At 72.6% G+C, this 14,404-nt stretch carries 10 protein-coding genes; 7 read left to right on the top strand and 3 right to left on the bottom strand.

Annotated elements, in window-relative coordinates; genetic code table 11:
• Positions 1-128 precede the first annotated feature (128 nt).
• A complete protein-coding gene (locus ABZ464_RS08990) occupies positions 129-527 on the bottom strand; it encodes a VOC family protein (RefSeq protein WP_359273040.1) in 399 nt (132 codons plus the stop codon).
• Positions 528-620: 93 nt separating this feature from the next.
• Here ABZ464_RS08990 and ABZ464_RS08995 point away from each other — a divergent pair, with 93 nt between their 5' ends.
• Positions 621-1,610: a YafY family protein gene (locus tag ABZ464_RS08995; RefSeq protein WP_359273043.1), complete on the top strand. Its 990-nt coding sequence runs from the start codon at positions 621-623 to the stop codon at positions 1,608-1,610.
• A 212-nt stretch (positions 1,611-1,822) separates the two neighbouring features.
• Here ABZ464_RS08995 and ABZ464_RS09000 read toward each other — a convergent pair whose 3' ends face one another.
• A complete protein-coding gene (locus ABZ464_RS09000) occupies positions 1,823-2,587 on the bottom strand; it encodes an SIS domain-containing protein (RefSeq protein ID WP_359273045.1) in 765 nt (254 codons plus the stop codon).
• Positions 2,588-2,779: 192 nt separating this feature from the next.
• On the opposite strand from ABZ464_RS09000, the gene ABZ464_RS09005 reads away from it, so the two are divergent.
• From ABZ464_RS09005 to ABZ464_RS09030, 6 genes are all read left to right on the top strand, one after another.
• Positions 2,780-3,664: a MurR/RpiR family transcriptional regulator gene (locus ABZ464_RS09005; RefSeq protein ID WP_359273048.1), complete on the top strand. Its 885-nt coding sequence runs from the start codon at positions 2,780-2,782 to the stop codon at positions 3,662-3,664.
• Between the two features lie 106 nt (positions 3,665-3,770).
• Positions 3,771-8,054 (top strand): NEW3 domain-containing protein, encoded by a 4,284-nt coding sequence (locus ABZ464_RS09010; RefSeq protein ID WP_359273051.1) that lies wholly within the window; start codon positions 3,771-3,773, stop codon positions 8,052-8,054.
• Positions 8,051-8,713 carry a peptidyl-prolyl cis-trans isomerase gene (locus tag ABZ464_RS09015; protein ID WP_359273054.1) on the top strand — a complete coding sequence of 221 codons (663 nt, stop codon included), beginning with the start codon at positions 8,051-8,053 and terminating at the stop codon, positions 8,711-8,713. The genes ABZ464_RS09010 and ABZ464_RS09015 overlap by 4 nt, the downstream gene beginning before the upstream one ends.
• A gap of 126 nt (positions 8,714-8,839) precedes the next feature.
• Positions 8,840-10,210 carry an extracellular solute-binding protein gene (locus tag ABZ464_RS09020; RefSeq protein ID WP_359273057.1) on the top strand — a complete coding sequence of 457 codons (1,371 nt, stop codon included), beginning with the start codon at positions 8,840-8,842 and terminating at the stop codon, positions 10,208-10,210.
• A gap of 26 nt (positions 10,211-10,236) precedes the next feature.
• A complete protein-coding gene (locus ABZ464_RS09025; RefSeq protein ID WP_359273647.1) occupies positions 10,237-11,232 on the top strand; it encodes a sugar ABC transporter permease in 996 nt (331 codons plus the stop codon).
• The gene (locus tag ABZ464_RS09030; protein WP_359273060.1) at positions 11,229-12,107 is read left to right on the top strand and encodes a carbohydrate ABC transporter permease; all 879 of its coding nucleotides are present in this window, start codon (positions 11,229-11,231) and stop codon (positions 12,105-12,107) included. The genes ABZ464_RS09025 and ABZ464_RS09030 overlap by 4 nt, the downstream gene beginning before the upstream one ends.
• Here the strand turns inward: ABZ464_RS09030 and ABZ464_RS09035 are convergent.
• Positions 12,071-14,386 (bottom strand): glycoside hydrolase family 3 N-terminal domain-containing protein, encoded by a 2,316-nt coding sequence (locus ABZ464_RS09035; protein ID WP_359273063.1) that lies wholly within the window; start codon positions 14,384-14,386, stop codon positions 12,071-12,073. The genes ABZ464_RS09030 and ABZ464_RS09035 overlap by 37 nt on opposite strands.
• Between the last annotated feature and the right edge of the window lie 18 nt (positions 14,387-14,404).

The following is a 14,404-nucleotide window of genomic DNA, read 5'->3' on the forward strand; positions in this document are numbered from 1 at the left end:
GGCCATCGCCAGGGTGGTGCGTGAGACGCCCAGGACGAGCGCCCCCGCTCACCGGCACCGAACAGACCCGTCGATGTCCTGCGACCTGATCCAAACGACAGGCCCTAGGTGAGCGGCTGTGCGTGGCGTCAGCGTGCGAACTTTGCGATGGCCTCCGGGGTGACGGGGGTGAAGAAGTTGACGAGGTTGCCGTCGGGGTCGCGGAACAGCAGCGACCGGTTGCCCCAGGGCATCGTGGTGGGCTCGTTGACGAAGTCGGTGACGAAGCCGGTCAGGTTCCGGTGGACGCGGTCCACGTCGTCGACGAGGAACTCGGTGATCACGCTGTGGTTGTCCGCCGGGCGGGCGGAGTCCGGGGCGAACAGCGGGACGGTGCGGGTGCCGGCGATCGCGAGGGTTGCGCCCGCGGTCCTGAGTTCGGCGAAGTCCTCGGTGGCCCGTATCGCCTGCACCCCTGTGGCTCGCTCGTAGAACTCGACGAGGCGTGCGACGTCGCCGGTGATGATGCGGATCGAGACGAAGTCCATGGGAATCTCCTTGGCTGTGCGGGAGGCGTGCACGTCGCAGGCTAGGAGGAATAGGGGACAGAATCGGTCCTGTATCCGCGGTAGGCTGCGACCATGCCACGACCCACCGGCCGCGTGCTGACACTCCTGGAGCTGCTGCAGTCGGGCGGCATCCGGTCCGTGGCCGAGCTCGCCGACCGTCTCGGCGTCGAAGGGCGCACCGTGCGGCGGTATGTGGACCAGCTGATCGACCTGGACGTGCCCGTGGAGTCGGTGCGCGGCCGCTACGGCGGGTACCGGCTGGCTCCCGGGTACCGCCTGCCTCCGCTCATGCTCAGCGACGACGAGGCGCTGGCCGTGCTGCTCGGCCTGGTCGCCGGCCGCCGGGCAGGGCTGACGACGACGCAGCGCACGGCGAACGAGACGGCGTCGGCGAAGATCCGGCGGGTGCTGCCCAAGCACATCGCCCGCCGGCTCGACACCCTCCTGGAGGCTCTCGCCTTCACGGATCGGCCCGGCGAGTCGGACCACCCGGACGCCGGACTCCTGCTCACCCTCGCCGATGCGGTGCGCCACCACCGGCCGGTCTCGATCCGCTACACCGACCGCGAGGGACGGCCGAGCGAACGCACACTGCACGCGTACGGGATCGTCGCCCACGCGGGCCGGTGGTACGTCACGGGCAAGGACGCCCGGATCGGCGAGGACCGAACCTTCCGGCTCGATCGCATCGCGGACGCGAGGACCCTGCCCGGCTCGTTCGAAGCGCCCGTGGGTCCCGGTCCGGCAGAGCGCGTGTTGTCGGGATTCGCCACGGCCGAGTACCGGCACGAGGTGATCTTGCGGATCCAGGGGACGGTCGAGCAGATCCGCGCGCACCTCCCCGCCGGCGTCGCGCGCCTGGAGGAGGACGAACCCGCGGCCGGCCAGGACCCGGCGGCCGAGCGCTGGCTGCGCGTCGAGCTGCGGGCGCAGCGGCTCGACTGGTTGCCTCGGACACTCGCCGCACTCGACCGGCCGTTCGTCATCGAGCGCCCCGCTGAACTGCGCGACCTCGTCATCGCGCACGCCGATCGCCTCACGTCCTACGCCCGCCGAGCCTGACAGCGGGAAACATGTCGTACGGCTCTTAGGGCCTGTCCGGCGGATCATGCCGCAGACGCGGGGCCTGGCACGCCCATCTGCGGCGTTGTCGTCGGTTGCCGACGCTCCGCGTCGACGCCCTCCTCCGCCTTGCAGCTGGACGCACCAGGCCCCGCTCACGTGCGCTTACAAGGCGCCGCCGCTTTTCTGCGACTTGATCCGCCGGACAGGCCCTAGCTCGCCGGGCGCCGGATCCGGCCCGCGTAGCGCTTCTCCAGTTCCAGGTTGCCCTCGAAGCCGCCGGGCACGTTGGCGGAGACGTAGACCGGGGGACGGTCCCCGGAGGCGAGGAGGCGGGCCGCCGTCTCGGCGACCGTCATCTGTACGAGGAGTACGCCGGTCAGCGTGGACAGCGCGCAGACCGCGCCGCCGCCGGGGAGTTCGAGGAGGGCGTCCCCACGCGGGGCCGCGTTGTCGAGGACGACGTCGGCGAGGTCGGCGAGCTTGCGGCCGCTCGGGTGGGCGGCCGGCACGGACCGGGTGTGGGTGAGGGAGGTGACGGCCAGCAGTCGGTGGCCCTGTTCCTTGGCGTGCAGGGCCATCTCCACGACGACGTTGTTGACGCCCGAGTTGGAGACGACGACGAAGAGGTCCTCGGGGCGGGGTGCGGCGAGGGCGTAGAGACGGGCGGCGATGCCGGGCTCGCGTTCCAGCAGGGGGTCGTCCAGGACTCCGGGGTCCTCTCCGCCGTAGAGGACGAGGTCGGCCATGCTGAGCCGGTTGGTGGGCACGAGGCCGCCCGCGCGGCCGGCGAGTTCGAGGACGAGGGCCTGGGAGTGGCCGGTGCCGAAGGCGTGCACGACCCCGTCCGCGCGGACGCAGTCGGCGATCAGCGCGGCGGCGGCGGCCACGTCGGCGCGCGAGGACGCGGCGAGGCCGTGCAGGACGGCGAGGCTCTCGCGCGCGAAGGTCTCGGCGCTCACGGACTCGACGGTCACGTCACACTCCCCACTGATCGACGACATCGCCGATGGACGACATCACTGATGGATTGAACCACCGTATACACAGCTATCGGTGAATCAATAAATCACAGAGGCCTCGCCACGGGCAACGGGGCCGGTCGGCCGCGAGTCGGCCGGTCCTGGTATTCAAGGGCTGCCCGAATGGGTGGCTGATACCTTCTGAGCATGCCCTCGACCGATGTCACCACCCTGATCCGCACCGAACTGCCCCGGCTGGCCGGCTCCCTGCGGAAGGTCGGCGAGCTGATCCTGGAGGATCCGGCCGCCGTCACCCACTGCTCGGCCGCGGAACTGGGCCGCCGCACGGGGACCTCGCAGGCCACCGTCACCCGGTTCTGCCGTGCCATCGGCCTGGACTCCTACCAGCATCTGCTGATCGAACTCGCCCAGGAGCGCGGCCGGGGCGAGTCCTCGGACTGGGGCAGCGCCGAGATCGGCCCGGACATCTCCCCCGACGACAGCCTGGAGCGGGTGGTGCAGGTCGTCGGGACCGCCGATCTGCGGGCCATCCAGCAGACGATCGACCGGATCGACCTGGACGCGATCGAGCGGGCCGCCCAGGCCGTGGCGCGCGCCCGGCGGATCGACGTGTACGGCGTCGGCGGCAGCGGCGCGGTCGCCCAGGAGACCGAGACCCGGCTGTTCCGCATCGGCTGCGCGGTGCGCGGCTGGACCGAGGTGCACGCGGCCACCACCTCGGCCGCGCTGCTCACCCCGGCGGACGTGGCGATCGGCATCTCCCACTCCGGCGCCACCCGGGAGACGATCGAGCCGTTCGAACTGGCCAAGGAGCGCGGCGCCACCACCGTCGCGCTGACCGCCGACCCGCGGTCGCCGCTGGCCCGCGCCGCCGACGTACGGCTGATCTCGTCGTCCTCGGAGACCAGTTTCCGCACCGGCAGCATCGGCGCCCGCCACTCGGTGCTGATGCTCATCGACTGCCTCTACGTCCGGGTCGGCCAGCTCTCCTACCAGCGGGCGAGCGCGTCCCTGGCGCTGACCGACCACATCGCCGGGGCGCACGCGGTGAAGTCCCGGCGGGCTCGCTGAGCCGACCGGGAATGAATGGATGAACCAACCAAGACAACGCCAGATGGTTGATTGAACCACCCCTCGATGCCAGGATGGGGCTCCCCCGCGCACTCCTAGGAGCCCCATGCGTGTCATCTCCGTCGCGTCGACCGAGCTCTTCACCGGCACCGAGGACCGGCCGCACCAGGTGGTCGCCGTGGCGGCGGAGCACCGACCGGGTCGGCCGCTCCGGCTGAGCGTGACGGGCCCGGACGTGCGCGGCGTCGGGGAGACCGTCGTCCTCGTCGGCGAGGACGGCACCGTGCGGGCCGAGATACCCGTGGCCGTCGAGGGCCTCGCGCCCGGGGAGCGCCGGGAGATCGCCGTCACCGCCGAGGACGGGGACGAACGCGCCCACGGCACGGGCGAGTTCACGGTCGCCGAGCCCGGCTGGACCATGTTCATGGTCAGCCACTTCCACTACGACCCCGTCTGGTGGAACACCCAGGCCGCCTACACCGAGACCTGGGACGTCGCCGACGACCCGGCCCTCACCGGACTGCCCGCCCGCACCTTCGACTCGCGCGGCCAGTCCGGGATGAGCCTGGTGCGGGCCCACTGCGAGCTGGCCCGGCGCGACCCGGCGTACACCTTCGTGCTCGCCGAGGTGGACTACCTCAAGCCCTACTGGGACGCCTTCCCCGAGGAGCGGGCCTTCCTGCGCCAGCTGATCCGCACCGGCCGGGTCGAGATCATGGGCGGCACCTACAACGAGCCCAACACCAATCTCACCGGCGCCGAGGCCACCGTACGCAACGCGCTGTACGGCGACGGATTCCAGCGCGGGATCATCGGGGCATCGCCGGAGACGGCCTGGCAGCTGGACGCGTTCGGGCACGATCCGCAGTTCCCCGGGCTGATGGCGGACGCGGGGGTCACCTCCAGTTCCTGGGCGCGCGGGCCCTTCCACCAGTGGGGGCCGACCCTGTCCGTGTTCGGGGAGGAGCCGCGCGACCCGAGGCGGATGCAGTTCCCGGCCGAGTTCAGCTGGATCGCCCCCTCCGGACGCGGGCTGCTCACCGCGTACATGGTCAACCACTACGGGGCCGGCTGGGCCATCGACAACGCGCCCACGCTCCCCGAGGCGGAGGCCGCCGCGCTGAAGCTCTTCCAGGGGCTGAAGAAGGTCGCCCTCACCCGCAACGTCCTGCTGCCCGTCGGCGGCGACTACGCGCCACCGTGCCGCTGGGTCATGGGCATCCACCGCGACTGGAACGCCCGGTACGTCTGGCCCCGGTTCATCAGCGGCATCCCGCGCGACTTCTTCGCCGCCGTACGCGCCGAGCTGGAGCGCGAGGGCCGCACGGCGTCCCCGCAGACCCGGGACATGAACCCCGTGTACACCGGCAAGGACGTCTCCTACATCGACACCAAACAGGCCCAGCGGTACGGCGAGACCCTGCTCGCCGACGCCGAGGCCTGGGCGACCCTCGCCTCCCTCGTCGCCGGGCAGCCCTACCCGGACGCCGCCCTCGACAAGGCCTGGCGGCAGCTCGTGTACGGCGCCCACCACGACGCGATCACCGGCTCCGAGTCGGACCAGGTGTACATCGACCTGCTGACCGGCTGGCGCGAACTGCACGACCTGGCGCGGACCGTGCACGCCGACGCCACCGAGGCGCTGGCCCGCCGGGTGGTCCCGCTGCCCGGCGGCGCGCCCGACCTGGTCGTCTTCAACTCCGCGACCTGGCAGCGGCGGGACGTGCTGACCGTGCCGGACCCGGGCCTCGTCCCGCTGGACGTCACCGGGCTGCCGCTGCCCGCGGTGCGCGAGGAGGGCGAACTGCGGGTCGTCGTACCGGAGGTGCCCGGCCTGGGCCTCAAGGCGCTCTCCCTCGCCGACGGCCGGGTGCCCGGCTGGACGGCGGGCGAGGGGACGACCATCCGCAACGCGTTCTACGAGGTGACGGTCGACCCAGCGCGCGGCGGCGGTGTCAGCGGCCTGCGCGCGCTCGCCGAGGGCGGCCGGGAGCTGCTGCGCCCCGGGGACGTCGGCAACGAGCTGGTCGTGCAGGAGGAGTATCCGAGGCACCCGCGCTTCGGCGAGGGTCCCTGGCATCTCACGCCGACCGGGACCACGGCCGCGAGGAGCCGGGACGTCACGGCTGACATCGATGTCGAGCACTCCCCGGCGGGCTCCCGCATCACCGTCCGCGGCGACCTGGGCCTGTTCCGGTACACCCAGCGGCTCACCCTGTGGACGGGCGTCGACCGACTGGACGTGACGACGACCGTCGACGGCTACGACGGCGCCGACCGGCTGATCCGGGTGCGCTGGCCCTCCGACGTGCGCGGCGGGCTGCCGGTGCACGAGGTCGCGGACGCGGTGATCGGACGGGGCTTCGGCTTCGTGGACGTGGACAGCGAGCGGTTCCCGTGGACGCTGGACAACCCCGCCCACACCTGGTTCGGGCTGGGCTCCACGGCCCGGATCGCCATGCACGACGGTTCCGGGGCGCTGCTCGGGCACCGGTCGATCGGGGTGGCCGAGCTGGTGTTCGCCGACTGGTCCACGGCCGGTGAGCTGGGCACCCCGCTGGCCGCCGCCCTGGTGCGGGCGGGGGTCACGGCCACCTCGACGATCGCGGGCGGCCCCCGCTACGGGGACCTGGAGGTCGACTCCAACCTGCCCGACGTACGGATCGCGGTCGGCGGGCCCGAGCGCAATCCGGTGGTCGCCGAGGCGCTCGGCTGGGATCCGGCGGCGGCCCGGGAGCTGCGCCGCCGACTGGACGCGGACGGTCTGGCCGCCGTGTGGGTGGCGCCCCGGGCGTCGCTGCGCGAGGAGTGGGTGCCGGGCGCCGATCTGCGCGATCTGGAGCGGCTGCCGCTGCTCGTGGTGGCGGGCGCCGAGGACGACGCGAAGGCCGTGGACGCGCTGGTCGCCGACCTGGACGACGCGACGGTGCGGGCCACCGCGGCGGGCGGCGGCGAGGCGCTGCCGCCGGGCGACGCCTGGGACGGCCGGGGTCTGGCGATCCTCAACCGGGGCACCCCCGGCTGTGTGGTCACCTCCTCCGGCGACCTGTTCATGTCCCTGATGCGCTCGTGCACCGGCTGGCCCTCCGGCATCTGGGTCGACCCGCCCCGGCGCACCGCCCCGGACGGCTCCGCGTTCCAGTTGCAGCGCTGGTCGCACACGTTCGACTACGCGGTCGTCGCGGGCGAGGGCGACTGGCGCGACCTGGGCTGGCCGCGCGCCGGGCATGCGTTCAACCATCCGCTCACCGCGCGGCTGCGCGAGCCCTGTGACACGCCGGGCGACCTGCCGAGGACGGCGGCCCTGCTGACGCTCCAGCCGGAGGGCCGGGTGCTGCTGGACGCGCTGAAGCCGGCCGGCTCCCCGCTCGCCCGGGGCGGCGGCGAACCGGTGGACCCCGCGCGCGGGGTGGTCGTACGGGCGCACGAGGTGGACGGACGGCCGGTGCGGGCGCGGCTGGCGGGCCCCTTCGAGTGGACCGGGGCCGTGCGGGCGGATGTGCTGGAGCGGCCGGGCGAGCCGGTGGTCCCCGGCCCGGACGGCGCGCTGGAGCTGGAGCTGACGGGCTTCGAGGTGGCCACCGTGCTGGCCTCGCCTCCGATGCGGCCGGCCACCGGAGGACCGCGGGCCGCCGGGCCCGCGGGCCCCGGTGTCGCCGCGCACGAGCCCGCGCAGCCGGTGCACACCCGCTACTGGCTGCACAACTCCGGCCCGGCGCCCCGCGGCAACCTGCCCGTGGCCGTCTACCTCTCCCCCACCGCGCTCACGGTCGACGGTCCGGTCACGGTGACGGTCCGGGTCTCCTCCGAGCTGACCGACGCGCCCGCCTCGGGCACGGTGGTCTTCGAGGTGCCGTACGGGTGGACCACCGAGCCCGCCGAACTGCCGTACGCGCTCGGCCCGGGCGGCTTCACCCTCACCGAGATCACCGTCTCGCCGCCGCCGGACCCCGTGCCCGGCCGGTACCGGCTCGCCGCCCGACTGGCCCACGGCGGGCAGGCGTACGAGGACGTGGTCGCCCTGGACGTGCCGGGCGAACCTGCGGCGGGCGAGCCGGACGGGCGGACCGGGCCGGGCCTGGTGCTGGAACTCGGCGTCGACCGGGTCGAGGTGCGCCGGGGCGAACGGGTGCGGGTGCCGGTCCGCGTGCGCAACACGACCCGGGGGCCGGTGCACGGGACGCTGTGGGCGGTGTCGTCCTGGGGCACCTGGGCCGGGGTGGCGCCGGGCTGCCAGGGGTTCGCCCTGCCGGGCGGGGAGGGCGCGGTGTGCGAGGTGGAGGTGGACGGCTCGGCGGTGCCGCCGGGGTCGTACTGGCTGATGGCGAAGGCCGGCTGGCACGGCTGTGCGGCCTACACGGAGGCGGTCGTGCTGGAGGTGACGGAGTGAGCGGAGCGAACAGAGGGAACGGACGGAACGGACGGAGCGGGCACGCCGCGGTCGTGGGCGGGGACGAGGTCCCCGTGGGCCGGGTGGACGCGTTACTGGCCGCCGTGCCGGCCCGGGACCGGGAGACCCGGCCGGAGGCCCTGGCGCGGGCGGAGCGCCGGCGCAGACGGTGGGCCACGCAGGTCGTGGTCGTCGACGAACTCGCCCGCCGGGCCTGCGCCGAGCGCGGTCTCGCGCCGCCGCCCCAGGTGTCGCCGGCACGGGTCCTCGGGGTGTCCGGGACCGATGTGGCCGACCTCGGCAGCATCGTCGCCGTGGCGCTCGCCCACTCCCCCGCCGCGCGCGCCCTGCTGTCGGCGCTGGAGGCGGAGCGGACGGTCCCGGAGCGGGCGGTCCGGGACTACTACGCCCGCAACCGGGACCGGTTCCTCACTCCGGACGCGCTACGGCGCGGTGTCGATCCCTACTACGTCCTGCAGCCCTCCGATGTCCTGCCCTACGACGAGGTCCGCGAGGGGGTGGTGCGGGAGCTGCGCAGGGCGTTGGCCCGGCAGGCCTTCTTCGACTGGCTCGACCGTGCCCGGTCCTGTGTGGAGTACGCGCCCGGCCATGAGCACCCGGGCGATCCGGGCCACCCCGACCACGAGCACCGGCACTGAGCACCCCGGTGGCCGTACGGAACCGAAAAGCAACACGGCAAGCCATTGACCTCCGATGAATTCTGGTCCACCTTTTCATCAATCGGAGTCGAAGTTGGTGATTTGAACCAACGACCAGGAGGCGACATGCGTGCGCGAAGACTGACCGGAACCGTGGCGGGCGTCATCGCCCTGGCCCTGACCGCCGCCGGGTGCGGTCTGTCGGGGGGCTCCGACGACGGGGACGCGACGGCCGGCGGCTGCAAGGTCGACCAGGGCAACGTCGGCTCCGGGAAGCTCACCGGCAAGGCCGAGGGGAAGATCACCTTCCAGACGACGAACCTGAAGAAGGACTTCGGGGACTTCTTCAACGGAGTGATCAAGGCCTTCGAGAAGGCCCACCCCGGCACCTCGGTGAAGTGGATCGACGACCCGGGCGACAACACCTTCACCCAGCGCAATGTCGCCGACGCCCAGGCCTGTACGTTGCCCGACGTCATCAACCTCAACTCGGAGACGGCGACCGCGCTCACGAAGGCGGGCTATCTGCTGAACATCGGCGTCAAGGACCCCGCCGCCGAGAAGCCGTTCGTCCCGGCGTTCTGGAACTCCAGCACGATGAAGGACTCCTCGGGCATGCCGGCGCACACCGTGCTGCCCTGGTACACCGGCGGCATCGTGCTGACGTACAACACCGACCTCCTGGAGAAGGCCGGAATCGACCCGGCCAAGCCGCCGACGAGCATCTTCGGGCTGTTCGCCGACTACGAGAAGATCGCCGAGGCAGCCGACGGCAAGTTCTACGCGACGATGGCCAACCCGGTGTGGCGGATCCCGGCCGACTTCGACCAGATGAACATCAAGGTGCTGTCCGACGACGGGAAGACCGCCGTGTTCGGCGACGACCCGAGGACCACCCAGTGGGTCGAGTGGATGGCGAAGCTGTACAAGGAGGGCGCGATGCCGAAGGACTCGCTGTCCTCCAGCAACGACCCCTCCACGCTGTACAGCCAGGGCAAGGTGGCCTACGGCTCGACGAACCCGAGTTTCGTCCGCTTCGTGAAGCAGAACAGCCCCTCGGTGTACACGAAGACCGGTGTCGGGCAGCAGCCGTTCGACGCGCTCGGCCACACCACCGGCGCCCCGCAGTACATAGGGGTCGCGGCGACCAGCAAGCACGCGCCGGCGGCGCTCGCGTTCGCCGAGTTCCTGACCGACGCCGAGAACCAGACGGCCTGGTGCAAGGACCCCAACGTGGTGATCTTCCCGACGACCACGGCCTCGCTGGACGACCCGTTCTTCCAGAAGGTGTCCGGTGACGACCCGTTCTCCGAGGCGCGCAAGCTGGTCGCCGAGCAGCTGAAGACGGCCACGGCCGACCAGACGAACCTCTCGCCGGCGGTGCAGAACGCGATCGTGGCCCAGGTGCAGCTGGCCATGCAGGGCAAGAAGAGCCCGGCGCAGGCCGTGAAGGACGCCCAGACGAAGGCGAACGAGCTGCTGAAGCAGGCGGGTTGAGCGTGGCGACCCAGACCGTGAAGCCGGTGTCCGTGCCCGGTGCGGAGCGCACCGCCTCCGTGCCGGGCCCGGCCCCGTCCCGCCTCCGGCGGCTCGCCCGCGCCCTGTTGCCCGGCCCCGCCCCCGGCGCCAACGGGGCGGCGCTGTACCGCCGTTGGTGGCTGCCCTGGCTGTGGACCGCGCCCGCGATCGGCTGCGCGGCGGTGTTCGGGGTGTTCCCGTTCCTCAACACCGTCCTGCTGTCGTTCACCGACGCCAAGCCGCTCGGCGGCGCGGCGGGCTTCGTCGGACTGGCCAACTACACCCGGATGCTGGACGACCCGGACTTCTGGCTGGCGACCCGCAACAGCGTCCTGTACGCGCTGATCGTCGTCCCGCTGATGGTGCTGCTGCCGCTGCTGCTGGCCGTGCTGGTGGAGAAGAACCTGCCCGGCATCGGCTTCTTCCGCTCGGCGTTCTACACACCGGTGCTCGCCTCCAGTGTGGTCGTGGGGCTGAGCTGGCAGTGGCTGCTGGCCGACGACGGTCTGGTCAACACCTGGCTGGAGAAGGCCCATCTGATCAGGAGCGCCATTCCGTTCCTGTCCGACTCGTGGCTGATCCTGCTGTCCGCGATGGGTCTGACGCTGTGGAAGGGCCTCGGCTGGTACATGGTGTTCTATCTGGCCGCGCTCGGGAACGTGCCCAAGGAGCTGCACGAGGCCGCCGCGATGGACGGCGCGGGCGCCGCGCGCCGCTTCTGGCACATCACCGTGCCGGGCGTGCGGCAGGCCATGATGCTGGTCGGCACGCTCACCGGCATCGGCTCGCTACGGGTGTTCACGGAGATCTACATGCTCGGCAGCTCCACGGGCGGACCCGGCGGCGCCGACCGCACCCTGCCGTTCTACATCAAGGACGTCGGCCTCGATCCGATCACCGGCAACGCCGGGTACGGCTCGGCGGTCAGTGTGGCGCTGTTCGCGCTGACGCTGGGGCTGACCCTGCTGGCGCAGCGGCTGACCAAGGAGGACGAGTCATGACGACCGCCGTCGACAGGCCCCGCCGCGCGCTGCCCCGCTGGCGGGACTACGGCCGTCCGCGCGAGCTGGTCGTCCGCTATCTGCTGCTGTTCCTGGTGCTCGGTCTCACCGTCGGCCCGCTGGTGTGGCAGTTCCTGGCGTCGCTGAAGAGCACGGGCGAGGACGTCTTCGGCGCGGACGCCACGCTGCTGCCGCACCACCCGACCCTGCGTGCCTACCGCGAGGTCTTCAGCCAGGTGCCGGTCGCCACGTACATCAGGAACAGCCTGATCGTGGTGATCCTGTCGGTCACCAGCCAGCTGCTGTTCTCCACCACGGCCGGCTACATGCTCTCCAAGCCCGGCTGGAAGGGCCGCAGGGCGGTCTGGATCGTCCTCGCCGCCTCGATGATGTTCCCCTTCGAGTCGATCATGGTGTCGCTGTTCCTCAGCATCCGCGACCTGGGCCTGGTCGACAGCCTGGCGGGCGTGTGGCTGCCCGGGTTCGTCGCCGCCATCAACGTCCTGTTGATGCGCGGCGCGTTCCTCGCCGTACCGCGCGAGATCGAGGACTCGGGCATGCTCGACGGCGCGAACGAGTGGCAGCGCTTCAGGCATCTGTATCTGCCGTCCGCGTGGGGCGCGATCCTGGTGGTCGTCATCAACACCTTCATCAGCGCCTGGGACGACTTCCTGTGGCCGCTGATCGTGCTGCGCTCCGAGGACCACATGACGCTGACGCTGGGTCTGTCCCGGCTGCAGAGCTCGTCGTTCGGCTACGACCAGCGGGTGGTGATGGCCGGTTCGGTGATCTCCGTGGTCCCGGTGCTGGTGCTGTTCGTGATCACTCAGCGGTGGTTCTACAAGGGTGTCTCGTCCGGGGCCGTCAAGCTCTGACCGCTTCCCCCGTACACGAGCGGTACGACGGTGAGCGCCTCGCGCGCGGAGGTGGCGACCCGGATCTCCACCGGCTGTTCCGGTACGACCGTCCGCAGGTCGGCGCCGACCAGCTCCAGTTGGCCGGCGCCGAGGCGGATCGCGACCGTGCGGCACTCGCCCGGCGCGAGCTCGACGCTCTCGAACGCCCGCAGTTCGAGGGAGCGCGGCCAGACGGGGGTGCGCAGGCGGCGGACGTAGAGCTGGACGACGCTGCGGCCGGGCCGGGTGCCCGTGTTGGTGACGTCGACCTCGACGGTGTGCCCGCCGAGCCGGGGCGGGCCGTGGTGGAAGGTCGTGTACGACAGCCCGTGCCCGAAGGAGTGGAGGGGGCCGGCGTCGCCGTCGGCGTAGCTGCCGTACTCGGTGTCCTTGTGGTTGTAGTGGACGGGGAGCCGGTCGGCCGAGCGCGGTACGGAGACGGGGAGGCGGCCGGCGGGTTCGGTGAGCCCGAGGAGGACCTCGGCGATCGCCTGCCCGCCCCAGGGGCCGGGATACCAGGCGGTGAGCAGTGCGCCTGCCCGGTCCGCCGCCTCCGGGACGGCGTGCGGGCGGCCCTGGACGAGGACGACCGCGGTGGGGGTGCCGGTGGCGGTGACGACGTCCAGGAGTGCGTGCTGGGCCGCCCCGAGCCGCAGTCCGGCGAGGTCGACGCCCTCGCCGCAGGTCATCTCGGACACGACGGTCCGCGCGGCCCCGTTGGCGTCGAACGCGGTTCCGGAGGTACGGGCGCTGCTCCCGCCGAGCACCAGCACGGCCAGGTCCGAGGCGGTGGCCGTGGCGACGGCCTCGGGGATGCCGGTGCCGTCGTCGCCGGTGAGGGCGGCGCCCCGGGCGTGGCGGACCTCGGTGCCGGGCGGGGCGAGGCGGCGGAGCGCGTCGAGGACGCTCACCCCGGTGCCGGGGCGCTGCGGGGCGCTGTAGTCGCCGAGTTGATGGTCGGTCGTGGCGGCGTGCGGGCCGAGGACCGCGATCCGGCGTACGGAGGGGCCGGCCGGAAGCACCGCGTCGGTGTTGTGCAGGAGGGTGACACAGGCGCGGGCGAGCGCGGTGCTCAGCTCGCGTCCGCCGTCGGGCATCGGTGTGCGCCGGGCGTACGGCTGCTCGAACAGGCCGAGGCGGAACTTCAGGCGCAGGACGCGGGCGACGGCGGTGTCCACGGCGGCCTCGGTCACCAGCCCCCGCTCGACGGCCTCCTCCAGACGGGTGAAGCCCTCGTCCCAGAGGCTGAGGTCGACCCCGGCGTCCAGGGCGAGCGCGCCCGCGGAGACCGTGTCGCCGGTGATGCGGGCGAGCCGGTCCACGGCCAGGCCGTCCGCCATGACCAGGCCCTCGAACCCCCAGCGGTCCCGCAGGAGCCCCGTGAGCAGGGCGCGGTTGCCGGAACAGGGCAGCCCGTCGACCTCGTTGTAGGCGGCCATGACGGCGGCGGCCCCGGCGCGGACGCCGGCCCGGGCGGCCGGGAGGTGGATCTCGTGCAGTTCGCGCGGGCCGAGTTCGGACTCGGCGGAGTTGCGGCCGCCGACCGTGGCGCCCTGACCGGCGAAGTGCTTGAGGACGACGGGCGCCTTGTCGGCGGCGAAGTACTCCCCGGTGCCCTGCATGCCGCGGACGAGTGCCTCCGTCAGCCGGGCCGCGAGATAGGGGTCCTCGCCGAAGCACTCCTCGGTGCGTCCCCAGCGCGGGTCCCGGGCGATGTCCAGCGCGGAGACTAGCGCGAGATGGCCGCCCCGGGCGCGCAGTTCGGCGGCGGCGTGGGCGGCGGCCCGCTCGTACAGGGCGGGGTTCCAGGTGGCGCCGACGGCCAGGTTCACGGGCAGGACCGTGCCGTCGAGGGCCATGTGACCGTGCGGCACCTCCTCGACGAACAGGGCGGGGATACGCAGTCGGCTGTGCTCGAGCACATGGCGCTGGACCAGGTCGGCGAGGTCGGCGCCGTCCTCGGCGCCGGGCCCGTCCCCGTGGCCGACGCCGGACCAGGCGTCGGCGCGCATCAGCCCGTACAGGGCGCCGAGCCCGGCGCAGCGCTCGGTCTCGGCGCGCAGCGCCTCGGTGATCCGGAAGTCCCCGTCCGGGGTGCGCCGGTAGGCGTGCCAGCCGTACATCCGCTGGTTGAGCTGGCCGGTCTTCTCCCGGAGCGTCATCCGGGAGAGGAGGTCGGCCACCCGGGTGCCGAGGGGGGCGGCCGGGTCGAGGTACGGGTGCTGATCACGGGCGGCCGGGGGGTGCTGAAGCGGCATGGGGACGTCCTTGTCGGT

This window comes from Streptomyces sp. NPDC005820, assembly GCF_040630255.1.
GTDB lineage: Bacteria > Actinomycetota > Actinomycetes > Streptomycetales > Streptomycetaceae > Streptomyces.